This window comes from Streptomyces prunicolor NBRC 13075, assembly GCF_000367365.1.
In the GTDB taxonomy this organism is placed as follows: domain Bacteria; phylum Actinomycetota; class Actinomycetes; order Streptomycetales; family Streptomycetaceae; genus Streptomyces; species Streptomyces prunicolor.
This window is the reverse complement of the sequence record NZ_BARF01000052.1, coordinates 1-21,017: the sequence shown is the minus strand read 5'-3', so window position 1 is coordinate 21,017 and position 21,017 is coordinate 1. Positions and strand designations below refer to the sequence as shown.

Annotated in this window: 22 protein-coding genes; 12 read left to right on the top strand and 10 right to left on the bottom strand. The window is 69.6% G+C overall.

The genetic code is table 11. The features are described from left to right. Window positions 1-26: 26 nt before the first annotated feature. From SPR02S_RS24155 to SPR02S_RS58990, 3 genes are all read right to left on the bottom strand, one after another. Complete coding sequence (locus SPR02S_RS24155) at window positions 27-1,202, bottom strand: DUF5624 domain-containing protein (protein ID WP_019059580.1); 1,176 nt, start codon at window positions 1,200-1,202, stop codon at window positions 27-29. Between the two features lie 42 nt (window positions 1,203-1,244). After that, the gene (locus SPR02S_RS24150) at window positions 1,245-2,351 is read right to left on the bottom strand and encodes a hypothetical protein (protein ID WP_019059579.1); all 1,107 of its coding nucleotides are present in this window, start codon (window positions 2,349-2,351) and stop codon (window positions 1,245-1,247) included. Window positions 2,352-2,426: 75 nt separating this feature from the next. Further along, window positions 2,427-3,035, bottom strand: a complete 609-nt coding sequence (locus SPR02S_RS58990; RefSeq protein ID WP_019059578.1) for a TetR/AcrR family transcriptional regulator — start codon at window positions 3,033-3,035, stop codon at window positions 2,427-2,429. Window positions 3,036-3,234: 199 nt separating this feature from the next. Here SPR02S_RS58990 and SPR02S_RS24140 point away from each other — a divergent pair, with 199 nt between their 5' ends. Together SPR02S_RS24140 and SPR02S_RS24135 are read left to right on the top strand one after the other, a co-directional pair. Beyond that, window positions 3,235-3,594: a DUF779 domain-containing protein gene (locus tag SPR02S_RS24140; RefSeq protein WP_019059577.1), complete on the top strand. Its 360-nt coding sequence runs from the start codon at window positions 3,235-3,237 to the stop codon at window positions 3,592-3,594. 162 nt (window positions 3,595-3,756) lie between these two features. Further along, the gene (locus tag SPR02S_RS24135; RefSeq protein WP_019059576.1) at window positions 3,757-4,908 is read left to right on the top strand and encodes a phosphodiester glycosidase family protein; all 1,152 of its coding nucleotides are present in this window, start codon (window positions 3,757-3,759) and stop codon (window positions 4,906-4,908) included. Between the two features lie 2 nt (window positions 4,909-4,910). On the opposite strand, the gene SPR02S_RS24130 is transcribed toward SPR02S_RS24135, so the two are convergent. The 6 genes from SPR02S_RS24130 to SPR02S_RS24105 form a co-directional block, all read right to left on the bottom strand. Then, on the bottom strand, window positions 4,911-5,105 hold the full coding sequence (locus SPR02S_RS24130; protein WP_026150825.1) for a hypothetical protein: 195 nt from the start codon (window positions 5,103-5,105) through the stop codon (window positions 4,911-4,913). A 107-nt stretch (window positions 5,106-5,212) separates the two neighbouring features. Beyond that, window positions 5,213-6,076 (bottom strand): phosphatidylinositol-specific phospholipase C/glycerophosphodiester phosphodiesterase family protein, encoded by an 864-nt coding sequence (locus SPR02S_RS24125; protein ID WP_019059574.1) that lies wholly within the window; start codon window positions 6,074-6,076, stop codon window positions 5,213-5,215. A gap of 182 nt (window positions 6,077-6,258) precedes the next feature. Then, window positions 6,259-7,332 carry an acyl-CoA dehydrogenase family protein gene (locus tag SPR02S_RS24120; protein WP_019059573.1) on the bottom strand — a complete coding sequence of 358 codons (1,074 nt, stop codon included), beginning with the start codon at window positions 7,330-7,332 and terminating at the stop codon, window positions 6,259-6,261. Beyond that, complete coding sequence (locus SPR02S_RS24115; RefSeq protein WP_019059572.1) at window positions 7,329-8,534, bottom strand: acyl-CoA dehydrogenase family protein; 1,206 nt, start codon at window positions 8,532-8,534, stop codon at window positions 7,329-7,331. The genes SPR02S_RS24120 and SPR02S_RS24115 overlap by 4 nt, the downstream gene beginning before the upstream one ends. Then, entirely contained in the window at window positions 8,531-9,508 is a 978-nt protein-coding gene (locus SPR02S_RS24110; protein ID WP_019059571.1) for an NADPH:quinone oxidoreductase family protein, read from the bottom strand. The genes SPR02S_RS24115 and SPR02S_RS24110 overlap by 4 nt, the downstream gene beginning before the upstream one ends. Window positions 9,509-9,697: 189 nt before the next feature. Continuing rightward, window positions 9,698-10,279, bottom strand: a complete 582-nt coding sequence (locus tag SPR02S_RS24105; RefSeq protein ID WP_026150824.1) for a helix-turn-helix domain-containing protein — start codon at window positions 10,277-10,279, stop codon at window positions 9,698-9,700. A 64-nt stretch (window positions 10,280-10,343) separates the two neighbouring features. On the opposite strand from SPR02S_RS24105, the gene SPR02S_RS24100 reads away from it, so the two are divergent. From SPR02S_RS24100 to SPR02S_RS24060, 9 genes are all read left to right on the top strand, one after another. Continuing rightward, window positions 10,344-11,336 carry an NAD(P)/FAD-dependent oxidoreductase gene (locus tag SPR02S_RS24100; RefSeq protein ID WP_019059569.1) on the top strand — a complete coding sequence of 331 codons (993 nt, stop codon included), beginning with the start codon at window positions 10,344-10,346 and terminating at the stop codon, window positions 11,334-11,336. A gap of 29 nt (window positions 11,337-11,365) precedes the next feature. Next, a complete protein-coding gene (locus tag SPR02S_RS24095) occupies window positions 11,366-12,904 on the top strand; it encodes an ATP-dependent DNA ligase (RefSeq protein ID WP_019059568.1) in 1,539 nt (512 codons plus the stop codon). Continuing rightward, window positions 12,901-13,371, top strand: coding sequence for an NUDIX hydrolase (locus SPR02S_RS24090; protein ID WP_020684202.1), 471 nt, complete (start codon window positions 12,901-12,903; stop codon window positions 13,369-13,371). Before SPR02S_RS24095 ends, SPR02S_RS24090 begins: the two co-directional genes overlap by 4 nt. Window positions 13,372-13,452: 81 nt before the next feature. Then, the gene (locus SPR02S_RS24085; RefSeq protein ID WP_019059566.1) at window positions 13,453-14,838 is read left to right on the top strand and encodes an NADP-dependent succinic semialdehyde dehydrogenase; all 1,386 of its coding nucleotides are present in this window, start codon (window positions 13,453-13,455) and stop codon (window positions 14,836-14,838) included. 25 nt (window positions 14,839-14,863) lie between these two features. Then, window positions 14,864-15,100 carry a DUF6213 family protein gene (locus SPR02S_RS24080; protein ID WP_019059565.1) on the top strand — a complete coding sequence of 79 codons (237 nt, stop codon included), beginning with the start codon at window positions 14,864-14,866 and terminating at the stop codon, window positions 15,098-15,100. Window positions 15,101-15,366: 266 nt separating this feature from the next. Then, window positions 15,367-16,431 (top strand): type III polyketide synthase, encoded by a 1,065-nt coding sequence (locus tag SPR02S_RS24075; protein ID WP_019059564.1) that lies wholly within the window; start codon window positions 15,367-15,369, stop codon window positions 16,429-16,431. A gap of 7 nt (window positions 16,432-16,438) precedes the next feature. Then, the gene (locus SPR02S_RS24070) at window positions 16,439-17,653 is read left to right on the top strand and encodes a cytochrome P450 (RefSeq protein WP_019059563.1); all 1,215 of its coding nucleotides are present in this window, start codon (window positions 16,439-16,441) and stop codon (window positions 17,651-17,653) included. A 7-nt stretch (window positions 17,654-17,660) separates the two neighbouring features. Continuing rightward, window positions 17,661-18,182 carry a cupin domain-containing protein gene (locus tag SPR02S_RS24065; RefSeq protein ID WP_019059562.1) on the top strand — a complete coding sequence of 174 codons (522 nt, stop codon included), beginning with the start codon at window positions 17,661-17,663 and terminating at the stop codon, window positions 18,180-18,182. Window positions 18,183-18,243: 61 nt separating this feature from the next. Beyond that, window positions 18,244-18,792, top strand: coding sequence for a GNAT family N-acetyltransferase (locus SPR02S_RS24060; protein WP_019059561.1), 549 nt, complete (start codon window positions 18,244-18,246; stop codon window positions 18,790-18,792). 75 nt (window positions 18,793-18,867) lie between these two features. On the opposite strand, the gene SPR02S_RS24055 is transcribed toward SPR02S_RS24060, so the two are convergent. Next, window positions 18,868-20,097: an acyl-CoA dehydrogenase family protein gene (locus SPR02S_RS24055; protein ID WP_019059560.1), complete on the bottom strand. Its 1,230-nt coding sequence runs from the start codon at window positions 20,095-20,097 to the stop codon at window positions 18,868-18,870. A 171-nt stretch (window positions 20,098-20,268) separates the two neighbouring features. On the opposite strand from SPR02S_RS24055, the gene SPR02S_RS24050 reads away from it, so the two are divergent. Continuing rightward, window positions 20,269-20,913, top strand: a complete 645-nt coding sequence (locus tag SPR02S_RS24050; RefSeq protein WP_019059559.1) for a TetR/AcrR family transcriptional regulator — start codon at window positions 20,269-20,271, stop codon at window positions 20,911-20,913. Window positions 20,914-21,017: the final 104 nt, after the last annotated feature.

Genomic DNA, 21,017 nt, shown 5'->3' with positions numbered 1-21,017 from the left:
GGAAGGTGTGCGCGGGTCGGCGGGGTCTACAGGCCGGTGGGATACGTGACGCCGTCCAGGCCGGGGACGACGACCTTGGCGGGGTCGTTGCCGGCCTCGACGAGTTGGCGTACGGCGAAGTCGGTGACGCAGCCGGAGAGCAGTTGGCGTGGGTCCTCCAGGACCATGCGCAGCCGGGTGGTCATGGCCCGCCAGTCGTCGGGGCCGTGGATCACCGGCATCTCGCTGATCTCCGTGACGGCGGGGTCCGCCACGTCGGGGGCCGTCAACTGCCCGGCGGCGTAACGGGGATAGCCGTCGAACATCACCTCGCCCAGTTCCACGGTGGCGCGGGTGTTGAACCAGATCCGGCGCAACGGCTCCTCCAGCGCGGCGACTTCCGTCAGGTCGCCGTCGACGGGGGTGGCGAAGGAGGGGGCGTGCGGCGCCATGTAGAGCCGCTCCAGGGGCAGTTGGTATTCGGAGGCGCCCAGGATCATGGTGGCGACGCTGGAGGTGTTCCAGGTGACGCCCGCGGTGGGGCGGCCCTGCCGGCCGGCGATCACGACCATCGCGCGAGTCCAGTCGATCTTCTGGGTGCTGAACCAGCGCAGGATGCGGTGGGAGATGTCCAGGCCGGCGAGGAAGAACGTCGCGATCATCATCCGGTTGACCGGGACGGGCAGCTGGCCGCAGGGGCCGCCTTCCAGGTAATCCTCGCGCAGGGTACGGGAGTTGAGATACGACTCGTCGGCCAGCGCGGCGCGCAGATAGCGGGCGGTGACCGCGCACGCGTAGTCGACCATGTCGGCGATCGCCTGCTCGCGGCCCCGGTACGCCTCGACGGCGATGGTCTCGCGCCACAACTCGGCACTGTTGGCGGTGCGGGAGCGCTCGACCTCGCGCAGCAGCCGCTCGGCCTCGGCGCGCCAGCCGAAGTCGGCGTATTTCTCACGGAGTTGTACGAGGGTGGCAACAGCCGGGCCGAGGTGCGAGACGCCGGCCAGTTCCTTGAAGCCGCGGGTGGAGAGGCGGAAGCCTTCGACGGTGGGCGGCTTGCCATCACCGGCGTAGAAGGCGAAGTCGGCGCTGGTGGCCACGATCAGCGGGTCGGCGCTGCCGTGCTCGACGGCGGCCCGGGTCAAGTGCGAGCCGATGCTGCCGGGCCCGGCGGTGTAGGTGGTGAACAGGTCGACGAGTTCGGGGCTTTGGTGGGACGGCATCGGCGGTTCCTTTCTCCGGAGCGGGTAGAGCAGGGCCCCGGACTACTCCAAGCGATACAGAACAGTCCGGGCCGCGAAACGGACGTCCGCGCTGAGGCTGTTGCTGACGGCGACCAGCAGGCCGCCGTCGTGGCCGCGCAGCACGGCGGCATCGGTGGCGCCTGTGGTCGGGAAGGACTGCACCGGCGTGAGGCGTCCCTCCGAGAACCGGTGAAGCTCGGAGTCCAGCGCGGTGACGGGCTCGGCCTGGGTGCCGAGGATGAAGTTGACGCGGACGACGTACAGCCCGTGCTCGGTGTCGAGGACGGCGAACTCGCGCGCCCCGAGCCCGTCGAGCAACTGGTGTTCGGCGAAGCGTTCCCCGTCCCAGCGCAGCAGCCGGGACGGGCTCGCCAGACAGGCGACCAGCAGATACGTCTCGCCCCGCGCGTCGGTGAAGTGGGCGAAGGCGCGGCCGTGTTGGGGCGCGAGGTCCTGGACGTGCTCGAACTTCTCGCCGTTCCAGCGCAGCAGCACCGAGGGGCGCACATGGTCGGCGTAGGCGAGGAAGTGCTCGCCGCCGAGTTCGAAGGCGTGCCAGTTGTAGCCCCAGAGCGCGTCGACGTCCTGCAGCGCGGTGAAGCGGGTTCCGTCCCAGGTGTAGATGCGGGAGGGTTGGTTCTCGTCCTCGTGGCCCGGGACGGTCACGCCCTGGGCCAGGGCGAGGAAGTGCCGCTCACCGATGGCGAAGTGGCGCCACTGCTTGGCCGCGAAGCCCAAGATGCTCTGGAAGGGCGTGAATTGGGTCCCGTCCCACTCGAAGACCGTGGAGTCGGTGGTGTATTCGTAGGGCCCTTTGCCCGAGCGGATGTCGGCCACGGCCAGGAAGGCGCGCTCACCGATCCGGAAGAACTCCGCGTCCTCGCCGCCGGGCGCCGGCAGGGTCTGAAAGGGCTCGTAGGTGTCGCTGCCCTCGGCCCGGCGCAGCAGGAGCAGTTCGGTGTCGCTGTCCCCGCCGTTCATGCCGGCCGGGGTCCTGGGGATGTCGTAGGCGAGTTGGGGAATCGCCAGCAGGTGCATGCCGTCGAGTTCGAAGGGCTCCACGGCCCGCGCCCCGGATGTGGGCAGCGCGCCTACCTCCGTCAGGCGGGGTGTGTGGGTGGCGGACATGTGGTTCCTCAATTCCGTTTCCGTGTACGTCCGTGTACGTCCGTTTCTGTGTACGGCGGCGGGGGCGCGTCCTGACTAGCGAGGCGGGTCGGGCGGCAGCAGGCCGTGCGCCGCCAGCCGGGTCAGCGCCTCGACCGCCGCGTCGCCCTCGGCCTCGGTCTCCGGCGGGGCCACGACCTGGCAGAAGCGCTCGATCATGGAGACGACCGCGAGCGCGGTCAGCCGTGCGTCCACATCCGGAGCGGCGAGCCGACGTGCCTCCGCCACATGTGCGGTCCAGACAGTGACGTGGCGTGCCCGCATGCCGTCCCAGTGCGCGGCGAACTCCGCGCTGACCAGCGAGGCCTCGTATATGGCGGTCATCTCCGCGCGGTGGTCGCAGTAGATGTCCCAGTAGGCGCGCACGTGCCTGCGGATGTCGTCGATCCCGTCGAGGACATGCCCTTCCCCGGACTGCTCGACCACGCGCTCACGCAGGGCAGCGGCGAAGTCGTCCGCTATCGAGCGCAGCAGGTCGTCCTTGTCGGTGAAGTACCGGTAGAAGATCCCGGCCGACTTGCCCGCCTCGGCGGTGATGTCGCCGATCTTCGTCGACAGGTAACCCTGGCGCGCTATCACCCTCAGGGCGGCGGCCTTGAGCTCGGCCGCGGAGCGCTCGCCCTTGGACGTGGCGGTTGCGGGCATGGGTCCTCCGACGCTCTCGGCAGTCTCATCAGCAGAAAAGTGAATCTGAATTCAGCTTCAGTTATGCCAACGCACTTGTCAACCCGACGAGAGACGCAACCCTCTCGCAACCTTGCGCATGATGTGCTGCCTCACCGCTGGTGCGCCGGGTCATCACACCCCGCGCACCACCCGCATCCGGCTCCCTGGGACGGCTGACATGGACGATTCCACCCCGCGCGTCGAACTCACCCCCGCCGCGGCCGACCTGCTGCGGCAACTCCACGCGGTGCACGGCCCGTTGATGTTCCATCAGTCCGGCGGCTGCTGCGACGGCAGCGCGCCGATGTGCTACCCGGAGGGCGAGTTCCGCACCGGCGGATCCGACGTACTGCTCGCCGAGTTGGAGGTCGAGGGCGTGCCGGAGCCCGTGACGTTCTGGATCTCGCGCAGCCAGAACGAGGTGTGGAGTCATACGCGGCTGATCGTGGACGTCGTAGCGGGTCGCGGCAGTGGTTTCTCGTTGGAGGCACCCGAGGGGGTGCGTTTTCTCACTCGTTCCCGTGTAGTCGGCGCCTAGCGGCCCCGCCGGTCGTCTTCGTCTGATGCACTTCCCCTGAGTCCAGAGAGAGTTGACGAGACATCAGGGGACACTGTGACGCATCGTCAAAGGCCTTTCAGAGCAGGCAGATTCGCACTCACTTATCTCACGGCACTCGGCGCGCTGGCCGGTGCGGCCCTGGTGGGGGCGGCACCGGCCGACGCCGTGCCGGGCACCACTCAGCTCGCGCCGGGCGTCACCTACCGGCAGTTCGACATCACGGCGGCCAAGGGTGTGACCCACGCCCATGTGGTCGTCGTGGACCTGCGCACCGCCCATGTGCGCGTCAACCTGCTGTACCCGGGTGCGGTGGCGGCCCGGGAGCCCGTCTCCGAGCTGGCCGACTCGGCGGGCGCCGTCGCGGGCGTCAACGGTGACTTCTTCAACATCACCGAGACCCAGCACCCGGGCGTCGAGGCGACGGGCTCCACCGACGGACCGGCGATCGCGAGCGGTGTCGCGCTCAAGGCGGCGGTGCCGGACGGCCAGCGCTTCGGGCCCGAACTGCCTCCCGGCACGAACACCCGGAACGTGCTCGGTGTGGGTGTCGACCGCGTGGCCCGGCTGGACAGCCTCACCCTCAAGGGGACGGTCGGTACCCCGCAGGGCCGGCTGCCGCTCGGCGGGTTCAACCAGTACGCGCTGCCGGAGAACTCCGTCGGTGCGTTCACCACACAGTGGGGCAACGTCTCCCGGATGCGTGCCACATGCGGCACGGACCTGAACCGGGCCGGCGCCTGTAGCGCGGACACCTACGAAGTCACCATCCGCCACGCACGAGTCGTGTCGGTGTCCAACACTCCCGGCCGCGGTGCCATCGCCGCGGGCACCACCGTCCTCGTCGGCCGTGAGGCGGGTGCGAAGCAGCTGCGGAGGCTGTCCGTCGGCCAGCGGGTGCAGGTGCTGCACCGTCTGGTGGCGTCGAAGTCCCGGATCGCCTACCGCTTCGCCCTGGGCGGCTACCCGGTCCTGCGCGGGCGCCTGCCGCTGCCGGGCCTCGACAACACGACCTCCGCTGTGCGCACCGCCGTGGGGATCGCCGACCGCGGCCACCGTCTGCTGCTGTTCGCGACGGACGGCGCGGTCGCCTACCGCAGCGGTCTGACGATCGCCGAAGTCGCCACTCAGATGCGGAAGTTGGGCTCGACCGACGCCTTCAGTCTGGACGGCGGCGGCTCGACGACCTTGGTCGCCCGCGCACCCGGCGCGAGCGCCGTCACGGTACGGAACCATCCCAGCGGCGGCGCCGAGCGTCCCGTACCGAACGGCATCGGGGTCTTCTCAACCCGCTGACCTCATGGATGCAGTCCGCTCACCAGATCCGCGGTGGCCGTCAGGCCACTGTGGATCGTGGGCGCCATGCTGGTGCTCGCCATGAAGAACCCGAGCAGTGCGCAGACCAGCGCGTGGGAGAGCTTCAGCCCGCCGCTGCGCATGAAGATCACCGCAAGGATCAGGAGCAGCAGCACCACAGAGATGGAAATGGCCATCGTCACCCTCCTCCGCCACGCCGCCATGTCTGGTTCGCGGCGTTCGGCCGCAAGTGTGGCGTAGCGGAGGGTTCGTCCGGGCTACTGACGTGTCCCCCGAACGGGTGTCACACCGAGCGGTGCGTGTCCAGGAACGCTTCCAGTCCTGCCAGGTCGTCGGTGTTGAGGAAGTCCACACCGGCGGCCAGCAGTTCACTCCACAGCGCGTCCCGGGCCGGGCCCGCCAGGTCCGGGGTGTTCCAGAACCGCACGGTCTGCCCGGCCGCGTGCGCCTGCGCGACGATCGAGCGCAGCTTCTGCCGTTCGGCGTCGGGGAAGGTGCCTTCGCCGAGCCAGGTGAAGTTGAGCGCCCAGTTGTCGCTGATGAGCGAGATGAAGGAGGCGGGCGCCGAGCTGCCGAGGTCGGTGAGCCGACCGTCGTAGAAGGCACGGCGTACGGTCTGCGCCTCCATCGGTGTACGGGCCGCGCGGTCGCCGGAGATGACGTTGGTGACGGCGCCCGGGTGGACGCGTCCGTGGGCGTAGGTCGTGAACAGGTGCTTGTAGCGCTGGAGATGGCGGTCGAGTTCGAGGTAGGTCGAGGAGCCCTCGGTCTTGATGTCGATCAGGAGTTGGAGCGGATGGCGCCAACCCCGGTACACCGAGCCGTGGTTGGCCTTCACGAGGGCGGCGAGCGGGTCGAGGTAGAGGGATTCGAGGGTGCGGCTCGGGTCGAGTTCGGAGGCGTCGTGACCGATGAGGAGCTGGTCGCCGACGAGGAAGATGTCGGCCTCGACGCTGCCGAAGCGGTGGTCGAGGGCGTCGAAGAGCGGGCGAGGATGCTCGTAGTCGTTGTGGGCGTGGGCGCGCCACAACGGCCGCTTGCGGCGCCCTTGTTCGCCGGCGAACGCGCTGCCCGCGGGCGGGGCGAGGACAGCCGCGAGGGTGGCGCCGAGCCCGGTGAGAGCTCTGCGACGGGTGATGAGGGCCATGGTGTTCCTCCGTGTGGGGCGGGCTAGAACCACAGGGAGTATGAGGCTGTGGGGACTCCAACGAACCTGCACATGACAGGAGTTGGTCGGACTGCCCTCGCTTGTTCACTCCTTCGGCGGGGGCGCACGGAAAAGCCCGCCCCAGGTGGGACGGGCTTTCCGCGGACTTCACCTCATGGCGCTCAGGGTGCGCGCAGGTCGACCAGTTCGGCCAGTGCCTCGCGGTGGGCACCCGCCGTGCCGTAGGCGATCGAGTCGGCCTTGGCCCGCTTCAGGTAGAGGTGGGCGGGGTGCTCCCACGTCATGCCGATGCCGCCGTGCAACTGCACGGCCTCCTCGGCCGCGTGGACGGCGACGGCCGCCGCGTAGGCCTGCGCGACGGCAACAGCCACATCGGCGTCCTCGCCCGTCGCGAGGGCGTCGGCCGCGTTGCGCGCGGCGGCCCGCAGACTGACGACCTCCAGCCACAGCTGCGCGAGCCGGTGCTTGAGCGCCTGGAACCCGCCGACGGGCCGGTTGAACTGCTTGCGCTCCTTGAGATACCGGACCGTCTCCGTCAACGTCCAGTCGGCGACGCCCAGTTGCTCGGACGCGAGCAGCCCGGCCCCGGCCCGCAGCGCACGCCGTACCGCGGGTTCGGCATCCCCGATCCGCCGCGCCGCGGCCCCCTCGAGCACCACACGCGCCAACGGCCGCGTCAGGTCCAGCGACACCTGCGGTACGACGGTCACGGCGCCCGCGTCGACGGCGTACAGCCCGCCGTCCTCGCCCGGCACCAGCAGCACATCGGCGGCGGCAGCGTCCGCGATCCCGGTCAACTCCCCGTACAGGGAACCGTTTTCGTGCCGTACGGCCTTGTAGGCACCGCCCGGAGCGACGCTCAGGGAGACGGCGAGGGCGCCGATCCTCCGCCCCGACGCCAGCTCGGCGAGGAGATCCTCGGCATCGCACGCGAGGAGTGCCTCGGTGGCGACGACGGCGCTGGTGAGGTACGGGACGGGGGCGACCGCGCGGCCCAACTCCTCCAGCACGACGGCGACTTCGCGGTGTGTGGCGCCCTGGCCGCCCTGTGCCTCGGGCACCAGGAGGCCGGCGAGGCCCATGCCGTCGGCGAGGGACTTCCACAGCGAGAGGTCGTGCGGGGCGTCAGACTCGGCGCGCACGATGACACCCGCCGCGGCACAGCGGTCGGTGAGCAGGTCCCGAACGGCGGCGCGCAGCGCCTCTTCCTCCTCCGAGTACAGCAGATCCGTCATCGGGCGAGGTCCTTCCAGGCGGCGTCCTTGTCGGTGCGCGGCTCGGCCGGGAGGCCCAGGACGCGCTCGGCGACGATGTTCAGCAGGACCTCGCTGGTCCCGCCCTCGATGCTGTTGCCCTTGGAGCGGAGGTAGCGGTAGCCGGCGTCGCGGCCGGTGAAGTCCACCAGTTCTGGGCGCCGCATGGTCCAGTCGTCGTACAACAGGCCTTCCTCGCCCCGGAGTTCGACCTCCAGACCGCTGATCTCCTGGTTGAGGCGGGCGAAGGCGAGCTTCATGCCGGAGCCTTCGTGACCGGGCTGGCCCGCGACGAGCTGCTGGCGCAGCCGCTCGCCGGAGAGCCGGGCGACCTCGGCCTCGACCCAGAGCTTGAGGAGGCGCTGGTGGAGGTCGTGGGTGCGCAACTCCGGGCGTTCGCGCCAGGTTTGGCTGATCGGGCCGATCATGCCGCCCTCGCGCGGGATGCGCATGCCGCCGATGGAGACGCGCTCGTTCATCAGCGTGGTCTGCGCGACCCGCCAGCCGTCGCCGATCTCGCCGAGGCGATGGGCGTCGGGGATGCGGACGTTGGTGAGGAAGACCTCGTTGAACTCGGCCTCGCCGGTGATCTGGCGCAGCGGCCTGACCTCGACGCCGGGGTCGGTCATGTCGCAGATGAAGTAGGTGATGCCCGCGTGCTTGGGCACGTCCGGGTCGGTGCGCGCGATGAGGATGGCCCAGCGGGCGAGGTGGGCGCTGGAGGTCCACACCTTCTGCCCGTTGACGACCCACTCGTCGCCCTCGCGGACGGCGCGCGTACCGAGCGCGGCCAGGTCGGACCCGGCACCCGGCTCGCTGAAGAGCTGGCACCAGACCTCCTCACCCACCCAGAGCGGCCTGAGGAAGCGCTGCTTCTGCTCCTCGGTACCGAAGCGGAGAACGGTCGGCGCGGCCATGCCGAGGCCGATACCGATCCGGCGCGGGTCGTTGTCAGGGGCGCCCGCAGCCTCCAACTCGGCGTCCACGACGGCCTGGAGAGCACGCGGGGCACCGAGACCCCCGAGGCCCTCGGGGTAGTGCACCCACGCGAGCCCCGCGTCGAAACGGGCCTTGAGGAAGTCGAGCGGATCGGTCTCCAGCGGTGGATGCGCGGCCAGCAACTCCTGGGTGCGGCGGCGCAGTTCGGCCGCGGCCGAGTCCGCTCCCGTGGTCTCCTCGCTCATACGGCGGCTCCGTTCTCCAAGGACGGTACGACGACGACCCGGCCGGTGGTGACACCGTCGCCGACCCGCTGTACGGCGGCGGCAGCGCCGCTCAACGGCACGCGCTCGCTCACCAGCGGCTTGATGGCACCGCGTGCGGCCAGTTCGGTCAACTGCTCGTGGCAGTCCAGGATCAGCTTCGGGTTCTTGATGGCGTACAGGCCCCAATGCAGGCCCAGGATCGAGTAGTTCTTCACCAGGGCGTGGTTGAGGCCGGGGCTGGGGATCGTCCCGCTCGCGAAGCCCACGACCACGATCCGGCCCTCGAAGGCGACGACCTTCGTGGACTGCGTGTAGGCGTCGCCGCCGACCGGGTCGAAGATCACGTCGGCACCGCGTCCGCCGGTGGCCGCCTTGACGGCCGCGACGACGTCCTCGGTACGCCGGTCGATCACGACGTCGCAGCCCAACTCCCGCGCCACGACCGCCTTTTCGGCACCGCCGACGACACCGATGACGGTGGCACCGGCCGCCTTGCCGAGCTGTACGGCCGCGCTGCCGACACCGCCTGCGGCGGCGTGTACGAGCAGGGTCTCGCCCGCCTCCAGGTGGGCGCGCTGGTGGAGGGCGAACCAGCCCGTCTGGTAGCCGATGTGGAGTGCGGCGGCCTCGGCGTCGTCCAGCGAGTCGGGGGCGGGCAGCAGGCCGGCGGCATCCGCGACGGCGTATTCGGCGAAACCGCCGTACGGCAGTGCGGGGTTGGCGATCACGCGGCGGCCGTCCTCGGTCTCGCCGCAGATCTCGACACCCGGGGTGAACGGGAGCGGGGGCTTGACCTGGTAGTGGCCTCGGCACATCAGGACGTCCGGGAAGTTGATGTTCGCGGCGCGTACCTTCAGCAGGAGCTGGCCCGCACCGGGTGTCGGCTGCTGCACCTCCTCCAGGCGCATCGCCTCACTCGGCTCGCCGTTCTGGTGCACTTGCCATGCCTGCATGCGGGGCCTCCACGGGACTGCTCTGTCTGACCGGGGTCGATTGCATACTAAGCGGTCGCTTGCCGATCAGGGAACCGTCGGGTTCGTCACGGTCCGGTGGGTGCGGGTCGTTCTTTGGCCGCAGGTCGGTGGGGGCTGGTCGCGCAGTTCCCCGCGCCCCTTAAGGGGCGCTCCAGGGGGCGGCGATTCTCACTGGCCGCGCTTTGGTCTTGCCCTTACGTGCATCCGCTCCCCCTGTGGGCCGAACAGGCTCAGGAATTCCACCGGGCCCTCGCCCGTCGAGCCGAACCAGTGCGGGACCCGCGTGTCGAATTCGGCGGCCTCCCCCGGGCCCAGCACCACGTCGTGTTCGCCCAGCAGGAGGCGTAGTCGGCCGGACATGACGTACAGCCACTCGTAGCCCTCGTGGGTGCGCAGGTCAGGCTCGACCTTTCGCTGGGGTTCGAGGACCTTGTACGCCTGGAGGCCGCCCGGCTGGCGGGTCAGCGGCCAGTGGGTGCGGCCGCCGCGCACGATCGGCTCGGCGCGTACGCGGGGATCCCGCACCGCCGGTGCGCCCACCAGCTCGTCCAACGGCACCTGATGGGCCCGCGCGATCGGCAGCAGCAGCTCCAGGCTGGGCTTGCGGAGGCCGGACTCCAGGCGGGACAGGGTGCTGACCGAGATGCCGGTCGCCTCCGAGAGGCCGGCGAGCGTCGCGCCCTTCTCCTTGCGGATCCGTCGCAGCCTCGGGCCGACCTCCGCGAGTACGTCGTCCATGTCGTCATCCATGACCGATATTGCAGTTTCGGCAAACGTGTTTGTCAATACGGCAGTGAAGGGGCGACCTTCGGGGGTGGAGGTGGTCACCGTGACCGAGACAAGTACGGAGACAGATACCGGGACATGCACCGGGACCTACGAAGTGGTCGTCATCGGCGGCGGCGCGGCCGGGCTCTCCGCCGCGCTGGTCCTGGGCCGGTCCCGACGCCGCACGCTCGTCGTCGACGCCGGCGAACCGCGCAACACGCCCGCCGCGCACATGCAGGGCTATCTGACCCGGGACGGCATGTCGCCCGCCGAGTTCCTCGCCCTGGGCCGCGAGGAGATCGCACGCTACGGCGTCGACCTGGTCCGGGACCGCGCGGTGGACGTCACGAAGGGCGAGGACGAGAGCGCGGGCTTCGCCGTAGCGCTTGCCGGTGGGGAGACCGTGCACGCACGCCGACTCGTGATCGCCACCGGACTCAAGGACGAGCTGCCCACCGTCCCCGGAGTCGCCGAGCGCTTCGGGCGGGATGTGATCCACTGCCCGTACTGCCACGGCTGGGAGGTCCGTGACCAGGCATTCGGTGTGCTCGCGACGACTCCGATGAGTGTGCACCAGGCGCTGATGGTCTCGCAGTGGTCGAAGGACGTGACCCTGTTCCTGCACACGGTCGCCGAGTCCGAGCTGGCCGACGACGACCTGCGCAGGCTGGCCGCCGCCGGGGTCGCCGTGATTCCTGGCGAGGTCGCGGAACTGGCCGTCGAGGACGACCGGCTCACCGGCGTCCGCCTCACGGACGGCACCACGCACCCCCGCGAGGCCCTGTTCGTGGCCCCACGGCCCGTCCCGCAGACCGGCCTCCTGGAGAAGCTGGGCGCCGAGCTCCAGGAGACCCCGTTCGGCGCGTACCCCGTGGTCGACCCGACGGGCCTGACGTCCGTGCCCGGGGTGTGGGCGGTCGGCAACGCGATGGGCTTCGGGGAACAGGTCGTGAACGCGGCCTCCGCCGGTTACCGCGCGGGCGCCACGATCAACGGGGAGCTGCTCATGACCGACCTCGACGCCGTCGTCCGGGTGTAGACCGCCCGGCTCCGTTGCACGATGGCTGCATGCTGCTGACCCGGCTCGCGCATGTGTCCCAGGAGGTCGCCGCCACCTCGGCGCGGTCCCGGAAGATCGCCCTGCTCGCGGAGCTCTTCCGGGACGCGGAGGCGGACGACGTCCCGATCGTCATCCCGTATCTCGCGGGCCGACTGCCACAGGGGCGGCTCGGTATCGGCTGGAAGGTGCTGAGCCGGCCTGTCGAACCGGCCCCCGAGCCCACCCTGACCGTGCGCGAGGTGGATGCCCGCCTCACCGCCCTCGGCAAGGTGTCGGGCCCCGGTTCGCAGGCCGAACGCGCCCGTCTGGTCGGCGAGTTGATGGGCGCGGCCACCGCCGACGAGCAGCGTTTCCTGTTCGGTCTGATCACCGGCGAGGTCCGGCAGGGCGCGCTGGACGCGGTCGCCGTGGAGGGACTGGCCGAGGCAACTGGCGTGCCCGCGACGGATGTTCGGCGGGCCGTGATGCTGGCGGGTTCGCTCCGGACGGTGGCCGAGTCCCTGCTCGCCGAGGGCCCCGCTTCCCTCGACCGCTTCCAACTGACCGTAGGCCGCCCGGTCCTGCCGATGCTCGCGCACAGCGCCTCCTCCGTCGCCGAGGCGGTCGAGAAGCTGGGTGCCTGCGCGGTCGAGGAGAAGCTCGACGGCATCCGCGTCCAGGTCCACCGCGACGGCAATGTCGTGCGGCTCTACACCCGCACCCTCGACGACATCACCGACCGCCTGCCCGAACTCACCGCCGCAGCCCTGGAGTTGAGAGGCGACCGGTTCATCCTGGACGGTGAGGTCATCTCCTTCGACGAGGACGGACGGCCGCGTTCCTTCCAGGAGACGGCCGGTCGGGTCGGGTCCCGGGTGGACGTGGCCACGGCCGCCGAGACCGTCCCCGTCTCCCCCGTATTCTTCGACGCGCTGTCCGTCGACGGTCGCGACCTGCTCGACCTCCCGTTCGCCGAACGGCACGCGGAACTGGCCCAGTTGGTGCCTGAACCGATGCGCGTCCGCCGGACTCTCGTGTCCGGCCCCGAGGACATCCCGGCGGCGGAGGCCTTCCTCGCCGAGACGTTGAAGCGCGGCCACGAAGGGGTCGTGGTCAAAGGGCTCGACGCCCCCTACAACGCGGGCCGCAGGGGCGCCTCTTGGCTGAAGGTGAAGCCCGTCCACACCCTGGACCTGGTCGTCCTGGCCGCGGAGTGGGGCCACGGCCGCCGCACCGGCAAGCTCTCCAACCTCCACCTCGGCGCCCGCAACCCTGACGGCTCCTTCGCGATGCTCGGCAAGACCTTCAAGGGCATGACCGACGCCCTGCTGACCTGGCAGACCGAGCGCCTCCAGGAGCTGGCCGTGGAGAGCGACGGCCACGTGGTGACGGTACGGCCCGAACTCGTCGTAGAAATCGCGTATGACGGTCTGCAGAGGTCGACCCGCTATCCGGCCGGTGTCACTCTGCGGTTCGCGCGGGTCGTGCGGTATCGGGAGGACAAGCGGGCGGAGGAGGCGGACTCGGTGGAGACGTTGCTGGCGGCGCATCCGGAGGTGAAGGCGTGAGTGGGAGTGGGAAGCGGAGTGCCGGGCTGTTGTTGTTCCGGCACACCGATCGGGGGCTGGAGGTGTTGCTCGGCCATATGGGCGGACCGTTCTTCGCTCGGCGGGACGCCGGGGCGTGGGGTGTGCCCAAGGGTGAGTACGAACCCGACGAGACCGCCTGGGACGCGGCCCGACGGGAATTCCAGGAGGAGTTGGGGCTCGCGCCGCCCGAGGGCGAGGCCATCGCGCTCGGCGAGGTGCGGCAGACCAACGGGAAGGTCGTCACCGCGTGGGCGATCGAGGCGGATCTGGACCCGGCGGCCATGGTTCCGGGCACCTTCCGGATGGAGTGGCCGCCGAAGTCGGGGCAGTTCCAGGAGTTCCCTGAGCTGGACCGGGTGGAGTGGCTGAGCCTCGAACGGGCGCGGGAGGTCATCATCACGGCGCAGACCACGTTTCTCGACCGGCTGGTGGAGCACTCGGGCTGAGCGAGCGCGAAATGCGTACGCGTTGCGGTCCCCCGCGCCGCGCGGGAAGGTCGAAGCACAGCCCGCTCCAGGAGGTCAGCCATGCCCATCGCGACGGTCAACCCGGCCAACGGCGAGACGCTCAAGACGTACGAGGCCATGGGTGACGAGGAGATCGAGCGCCGGCTCCAGCTCGCGGAGGCCACGTTCCGCACCTACCGGACGTCCACCTTCGCCGAGCGCGCCCGGCTCATGCACCGGGCCGCCGATCTGCTCGACGAGGACCAGCAGGACATCGGCCGGATCATGACCACCGAGATGGGCAAGCCGGTCAAGCAGGCCCGCGCGGAGGCCGCCAAGTGCGCGAAGTCGATGCGCTGGTACGCCGACCACGCGCAGGAGCTGCTCGCCGACGAGGAACCCGCCGCGTCCGACGTGACGGACTCCGGCGGCTCACGGGCCCTGGTGCGCTACCGGCCACTCGGCCCGGTGCTCGCGGTGATGCCGTGGAACTTCCCGCTCTGGCAGGTGATCCGCTTCGCCGCGCCCGCACTGCTGGCGGGCAACGTCGGCCTGCTCAAGCACGCGTCGAACGTCCCGCAGACCGCCCTCTACCTGGAGGACCTGTTCCACCGCGCGGGCTTCCCGGAAGGCGCCTTCCAGACCCTCCTCGTCGGCTCCGGCGCGATCGAGGAGATCCTGCGCAACGAGCGGGTGAAAGCGGCCACCCTCACCGGCAGCGAACCCGCCGGGCGCGCGGTCGCGTCCGTCGCCGGGGACATGGTCAAGAAGACGGTGCTGGAACTGGGCGGCAGCGACCCGTACGTCGTCATGCCGTCCGCCGACGTCGACCGGGCCGCGCAGATCGCGGTGACCGCGCGGGTGCAGAACAACGGGCAGTCGTGCATCGCCGCGAAGCGGTTCATCGTCCACACGGACGTCTTCGACGCGTTCACCGAGCGGTTCGTGGCGGGCATGAAGGCGCTCACGGTCGGTGATCCGCTGGAGGAGGAGACCGAGGTCGGACCGCTCGCGAGCGAAGCGGGCCGTAGCGATCTGGAGGAGCTCGTCGACGACGCGGTGGAGAGCGGCGCGACCGTGCTGTGCGGTGGTGAGCGGCCCGATGGGCCCGGCTGGTTCTACCCGCCGACCGTCCTCACAGACCTCACGCGCGAGATGCGCATCCACCGCGAGGAGGCGTTCGGACCCGTCGCCACGCTGTACCGGGTCGCCGACCTCGACGAGGCGGTCCTCCTCGCCAACGACACGCCCTTCGGGCTGAGTTCCAGTGTGTGGACGCGGGACGAGGCGGAGGTCGAGCGGTTCGTACGGGACCTGGAGGCCGGTGGGGTGTTCTTCAACGGGATGACCGCGTCGCATCCGGCGTTCCCGTTCGGCGGGGTGAAGCGGTCCGGGTACGGGCGGGAGCTGTCGGGGCACGGAATCCGCGAGTTCTGCAACATCACCACGGTATGGCACGGAGCGTGAGCGTTCCGCGGCTACGATCCCCTCTGTGAACCGCGAAGTGACTCTGCCTCTGATCGTCGACGACCGCGGGACCTTGCAGGTGGCTGCCGCCGATGTCAGCAAGCTTTTGCGTACCGTGGGTGGGCGGTGGCTGCATCTTGTCGAGGCCGGGGATGAAGGGCTCGACGAGGATACGGTTGCCGCTTTGACCATTGAGCTGGCGAAGCTTGCCGACCGGATTGACGTTGCTTGCATTGCGCACAGCAGTGGGGGCGCCTCGTAGTTTGGCGAGTGCGGGTGCGTTGTGGCTGGTCGCGCAGTTCCCCGCGCCCCTGAGGGGGTGGCGCCGAGCCTTGGCCGAGAAGTCGCCCTCCCTTCAGCTTTCACAGGATTTACTGATCCGGTCTTTATTGGCGTGTCCCTGAATTGGAGTAGTCCACCGCGAGATCGTCGTCCTCCCGGGTGATCGTGGGTGCACCACCCTCTGAGGTGAACCACCTTCTGACCGGCGGGCGAAGGCCTTCCGGAAGGCGAAAGCAGGGACGGTTCATGGCGACTTTGTGCAAGCCCTCGGTGTCGGTTCCCGAGTACGTGATCACGATGGAGGAGACGCTGGAGCTGGCGCGCTCCCGTCACGCGGACCACCCCAACCTGCCGCTGGCCCTCCGGCTGATCGAGAACACCGGTGTGCGCACCCGGCACATCGTGCAGCCCATCGAGGAGACGCTGAAGCACCCCGGGTTCGAGGACCGCAACAGGATCTACACGGCCGAGGCGAAGGCCCGGGTCCCGTCGGTCGTGCAGCGCGCGCTCGACGAGGCGGAGCTCCTCACCACCGACATCGACGTGATCATCTACGTCTCCTGCACGGGCTTCATGATGCCCTCGCTCACGGCCTGGCTGATCAACGAGATGGCGTTCGACGCCACCACCCGCCAGATCCCCATAGCCCAGCTGGGCTGCGCGGCCGGCGGCGCCGCCATCAACCGGGCGCACGACTTCTGCACGGCCTACCCGGAGGCCAACGCGCTCATCGTCGCCTGCGAGTTCTGCTCGCTGTGCTACCAGCCGACCGACCTCGGCATCGGCTCCCTGCTCTCCAACGGGCTGTTCGGCGACGGCATCGCCGCGGCGGTCGTGCGCGGGCGGGGCGGCACGGGCATCCAGCTGGAGCGCAACGGGTCGTACCTGATCCCCAAGACCGAAGAGTGGATCATGTACGACGTCCGGGCCACCGGCTTCCACTTCCTGCTGGACAAGCGGGTGCCGGCCACCATGGAGCCCCTCGCGCCGGCGCTCCAGGACCTCGCGGGACTGCACGGCTGGGACGCGGCCGACCTGGACTTCTACATAGTCCACGCGGGCGGGCCCCGAATACTGGACGACCTGAGCAAGTTCCTGCAGGTCGACCCGCACGCGTTCCGGTTCAGCCGGGCCACCCTCACCGAGTACGGCAACATCGCCAGCGCCGTCGTCCTGGACGCGCTGCGCCGGCTCTTCGACGAGGGCGGCGCCGAGCACCGGGCGCGCGGGCTGCTCGCCGGGTTCGGACCCGGTATCACCGCCGAGATGGCCCTGGGCCGCTGGCACAGCGACGACCGAGAGACGGCTTGAGTACGGCATGACTGAAGAGACGCTCACCGAGACCCTGCCCCCGGTCCGGCCCTGGCCGGCCCTCGATCTGACCGGGGTGGACTTCGACCCGGTCCTCGCCAAGCTGATGCGGGAGGGTCCGGTCAACCGGATCAAACTGCCCAACGGCGAGGGCTGGGCGTGGCTGGTCACCCGGCACGACGACGTGCGGATGGTCACCAACGACCCCCGGTTCAGCCGCGAGGCGGTGATGGACCAGCCGGTGACCCGGCTCGCCCCGCACTTCATCCCGGCCCGCGGCGCGGTCGGGTTCCTCGACCCACCGGACCACACCCGGCTACGGCGCTCGGTCGCCCCGGCGTTCACGGCGCGCGGGGTGGAGCGGGTGCGGGAGCAATCCCGGCTGCTGCTCGACGAGTTGATCGACGAACTGCTCCAGCAGGGGCCGCCCGCCGATCTCACCGAGACGGTGCTGAGCCCCTTCCCCATCGCGGTGATCTGCGAGCTGATGGGCGTACCGGCCGCCGACCGGCACGGCATGCACACCTGGACCCAGCTCATCCTGTCCTCCTCGCACGGCGCCAAGGTCAGTGAGAAGGCCAAGGAGGAGATGGGCGCCTACTTCGGCGATCTCATCGGTCTGCGGGAGGGCAGCGACGGCGAGGACGTCGCCTCGCTGCTCGGTGCCGCGGTGGGCCGGGAAGAGATCACGCTGGAGGAGGCGGTGGGCCTCGCGGTGCTGTTGCAGATCGGCGGCGAGGCGGTCACCAACAACAGCGGGCAGATGTTCTACCTGCTGCTGACCCGCCCGGATCTCGTCGAACGGCTGCGCGCGGAGCCGGAGTTGAGGCCCCAGGCCATCGACGAGCTGCTGCGCTACATCCCGCACCGCAACGCGGTCGGGCTGTCCCGGATCGCCATGGAGGACGTGGAGATCCGCGGCGTACGGATGCGGGCGGGCGACCCGGTGTACGTGTCGTACCTGGCCGCGAACCGGGACCCGGACGTGTTCCCGGACCCGGACCGGATCGACTTCTCGCGCAGCTCGAACCCACACGTCTCCTTCGGCTTCGGACCGCACTTCTGCCCCGGCAACATGCTGGCGCGGCTGGAGTCCGAACTGCTGGTGGACGCCCTGCTGGACCGGTTGCCCGGGCTGCGGCTCGCGGTCCCGGCCGACGAAGTCCCGTTCAAGAAGGGCGCGTTGATCCGCGGTCCCGAGGCGCTGCCGGTGACGTGGTGAGGTGTCGATGACGGCGACAGAGGGGTTGCTGGTGCCACCGGGTCACGGCCGGGTCGTACAAACACCCGCGCAGCACGTGACGTTCAAGGTGACCGGCTCGCACTCCCGGACCGCGTCGACCTTCGAGGTGGTGGTGCCGCCGGGGTTCGATGTCGGGGCCCATGTGCACACCCGCAGCGAGGAGTTGTTCTACGTGCTCGAAGGCGAGCTGGATGTCCTCGCCTTCGAGCCGCGGATCCGGACCCCGGACAACTGGCAGCGCTGGGAGTCGAGTTCGGGTTCCCGGGTGGTACGGGCGACGCCGGGGACGGTGATCGTCGTACCGCCCGGGTGTCCGCACGCGTTCTCGAACCCGACGGAGACGGCGGCGAAGATGTTCTTCCAGGCGTCTCCGCCGCCGGATCATGAGCGGTATTTCGAGGAGCTGTTGGAGATTCTCGGGGGCGGGGGGCCGCCGGATCATGCGGCTATCGAGGAGTTGCGGGGGCGGTACGACATCGAGCAGCTGACGCCCCTCAAGCACCGTTGACCCTTCGACGCGGCCGGTAATCGAGTTGATCGACGCCGAGCGGGTCGACTAAGAACAGGCCATGCTACGAGGAACCAAGATCGCGCTCCGGGCCCGGCACGAGTCGGATGTCCCGGTCCTGCACGCCGAGTTGTACGACGACGTGGCGACGAGATCGCGCGTGGACTCACGGCCCTGGCGCCCCGTCTCACCGGGCACCGAGGCCTCACCCTTCGCGGTCACCGAACCTGACGACGATGCCGCCCCCTTCGCTGTCATTTCCCTCGACAACGACGAGTTGGCGGGGACCGCGGGGTTGTGGGGCATCGACAGCCACAACAGGAGCGCCCACCTGGGCATCTCGCTGCGACCGGGTTTCCGTGGCCGCGGACTCGCCGTGGACGTCGTCGAGGTGCTGTGCACCTACGGATTCACCGTCCGCGGCCTCCACCGGCTCCAGTTGGAGACCCTGGCCGACAACACGGCGATGATCCGGGCGGCCTCCCGCGCCGGGTTCGTCCAGGAGGGGAGGCTCCGCCGTGCGGCGTGGGTCAACGGCGAGTTCATCGACGAGGTGATCCTTGGGTTGCTCGCCGAGGAGTGGAATTCCGGTGCGCAGCGGCGCCCCTGAAGGGGCGCGGGGCTGTATCGACTTGCGGCTCCGCCGCGTGGGCGCGACCAGCCCCCACCGACCCGCACCCGAATCTCAACGAATCGGCATTCCCGACAACGTCCTCGCGATCACCAGCCGCTGAATCTCACTCGTGCCCTCGAAGATCGTGTAGATCGCCGCGTCCCGATGCATCCGCTCGACCGGATACTCACGGGTGTAGCCGTTGCCGCCCAGGATCTGAATCGCCTGCCCGGTGACCTTCTTCGCCGTCTCGCTCGCGAACAGCTTCGACATCGACCCCTCGGCCGCCGTGAACTGCTTGCCGTTGACCGCCATCCAGGATGCCCGCCACACCAGCAACCGCGCCGCGTCGATGGACGTACGCATGTCGGCGAGCTGGAAGGCGACGCCCTGGTTGTCGATGATCGGGCGGCCGAACTGCTCGCGGGTCATCGCGTAGTCGAGGGCGACCTCGTACGCGGCGCGGGCCGTGCCCACCGCCATTGCGCCGACCGCAGGGCGGGACGCCTCGAACGTGGCCATCGCCGCGTTCTTCACCCGCTCGCCGCCGACCGCCTTGGCACGCTCACGGGCGCGGGCGAGGCGCTCGTCCAGCTTCTCCTTGCCGCCGAGCAGGCAGGAACCGGGGATGCGCACGTTCTCCAGGACGACCTCGGCGGTGTGCGAGGCGCGGATGCCGTGCTTCTTGAACTTCTGGCCCTGGGACAGGCCCGGCGTGCCCGACGGAACGATGAAGGAGGCGTGGCCCTTGGAGCCGAGGTCCGCGTCGACGACCGCGACGACGACGTGGACGTTGGCGATACCGCCGTTGGTCGCCCAGGTCTTGGTGCCGTTGAGCACCCACTCGTCCTTGGCCTCGTCGTACACGGCACGCGTGCGCATGGAGGCCACGTCGGAACCGGCGTCGGGCTCGGAGGAGCAGAAGGCGGCGACCTTCACGTCGTTGGCGTCGCCGTACATCTGGGGAATCCAGGTGCCGATCTGCTCCTCGGTGCCGTTGGCGAGGACGCCGACCGCGGCCAGACCGGTGCCGACTATGGAGAGGGCTATGCCCGCGTCGCCCCAGAACAGCTCCTCCATGGCCATCGGGATGCCGAGGCCGGTGGGGTCGAAGTACTGCTGGGCGTAGAAGTCCAGGGAGTAGATGCCGACCTTCGCGGCCTCCTGGATGACCGGCCAGGGAGTCTCCTCACGCTCGTCCCATTCGGCGGCGGCGGGGCGGATGACGTCGGCGGCGAAGCCGTGCAGCCAGTCCCGCACCTCCTTCTGTTCGTCGTTGAGTTCCATGGTGAACTCGGCCATGACTCCTCCAGCAGCGCACTAGCATGTTACTTGCGGTAACGACAGAGTCTGTTACCGACGGGTAGGAAAAGTCAACTCCCGATGACCACTCGGCAGCCCGTTCGAGGTGTTGGGACCATTGAGTGTTAGTTTGCGCAGGCGTCACCGATTCAGCACGGGCGGGGAGAGACCATGAACACCACGCAGCGGACCGATCAACAGCGGTCCGCCGACCGCCGACGGCGCGAGTTGTTGGAGGCCGCGGACAGAGTGGTGCTGCGTGATGGTCCGCAGGCCTCGATGAACGCGATCGCCGCGGAAGCGGGTATTACGAAGCCGATTCTGTACCGGCACTTCGGGGACAAGGGGGGACTCTACGCGGCCCTTGCCAAGCGGCATACCGATGCCCTGTTGTCGTCGTTGCGGGCGGCGTTGGATGCGCCTGCGGAGCGGCGGGAGCGGGTTGAGGCGACGCTCGATACGTATCTCGCCGCGATTGAGGCTCTTCCTCAGGTGTATCGGTTTCTGATGCATCCCGTGGAGGGTGGGCAGACCGCGGATCAGGGGTTCGACACGGGGAATCACTCGGTTCCGCTGCTTCGGCGTATGGGCGAGGAGTTGGCTCAGGTCATCGAGGAGCGGGTTGATCTCGGGCCCAACAGTCAGCAACTGGCTCGGGTGTGGGGGCATGGGATTGTCGGGATGATGCACGCGGCCGGGGACTGGTGGCTGGGTGAACGGCCCTGTTCTCGGGCTGAGTTGGTGCGGAGTTTGGCTGATCTGTTGTGGGGGCGGTTGGCTGCCGCCGGGGACAAGGTTGGTGGGCCGGGGTTTTAGGGGTCGCATTTCGGCTGCGGGTGCGTGGGGGCTGGTCGCGCAGTTCCCCGCGCCCCTAAAAAACCTTCGCTCACCGGTGCTGAGAGGTGGTCGCGCCCACGCGG

Coding starts and splice junctions, on each gene's coding strand:
- SPR02S_RS24155 (WP_019059580.1), bottom strand. CDS start 1,202: ATGCCGTCCCACCAAAGCCCCGAACTCGTCGACCTGTTCACCACCTAC.
- SPR02S_RS24150 (WP_019059579.1), bottom strand. CDS start 2,351: ATGTCCGCCACCCACACACCCCGCCTGACGGAGGTAGGCGCGCTGCCC.
- SPR02S_RS58990 (WP_019059578.1), bottom strand. CDS start 3,035: ATGCCCGCAACCGCCACGTCCAAGGGCGAGCGCTCCGCGGCCGAGCTC.
- SPR02S_RS24140 (WP_019059577.1), top strand. CDS start 3,235: ATGGACGATTCCACCCCGCGCGTCGAACTCACCCCCGCCGCGGCCGAC.
- SPR02S_RS24130 (WP_026150825.1), bottom strand. CDS start 5,105: ATGGCCATTTCCATCTCTGTGGTGCTGCTGCTCCTGATCCTTGCGGTG.
- SPR02S_RS24125 (WP_019059574.1), bottom strand. CDS start 6,076: ATGGCCCTCATCACCCGTCGCAGAGCTCTCACCGGGCTCGGCGCCACC.
- SPR02S_RS24120 (WP_019059573.1), bottom strand. CDS start 7,332: ATGACGGATCTGCTGTACTCGGAGGAGGAAGAGGCGCTGCGCGCCGCC.
- SPR02S_RS24115 (WP_019059572.1), bottom strand. CDS start 8,534: ATGAGCGAGGAGACCACGGGAGCGGACTCGGCCGCGGCCGAACTGCGC.
- SPR02S_RS24110 (WP_019059571.1), bottom strand. CDS start 9,508: ATGCAGGCATGGCAAGTGCACCAGAACGGCGAGCCGAGTGAGGCGATG.
- SPR02S_RS24105 (WP_026150824.1), bottom strand. CDS start 10,279: ATGGATGACGACATGGACGACGTACTCGCGGAGGTCGGCCCGAGGCTG.
- SPR02S_RS24095 (WP_019059568.1), top strand. CDS start 11,366: ATGCTGCTGACCCGGCTCGCGCATGTGTCCCAGGAGGTCGCCGCCACC.
- SPR02S_RS24085 (WP_019059566.1), top strand. CDS start 13,453: ATGCCCATCGCGACGGTCAACCCGGCCAACGGCGAGACGCTCAAGACG.
- SPR02S_RS24075 (WP_019059564.1), top strand. CDS start 15,367: ATGGCGACTTTGTGCAAGCCCTCGGTGTCGGTTCCCGAGTACGTGATC.
- SPR02S_RS24070 (WP_019059563.1), top strand. CDS start 16,439: ATGACTGAAGAGACGCTCACCGAGACCCTGCCCCCGGTCCGGCCCTGG.
- SPR02S_RS24065 (WP_019059562.1), top strand. CDS start 17,661: ATGACGGCGACAGAGGGGTTGCTGGTGCCACCGGGTCACGGCCGGGTC.
- SPR02S_RS24060 (WP_019059561.1), top strand. CDS start 18,244: ATGCTACGAGGAACCAAGATCGCGCTCCGGGCCCGGCACGAGTCGGAT.
- SPR02S_RS24055 (WP_019059560.1), bottom strand. CDS start 20,097: ATGGCCGAGTTCACCATGGAACTCAACGACGAACAGAAGGAGGTGCGG.
- SPR02S_RS24050 (WP_019059559.1), top strand. CDS start 20,269: ATGAACACCACGCAGCGGACCGATCAACAGCGGTCCGCCGACCGCCGA.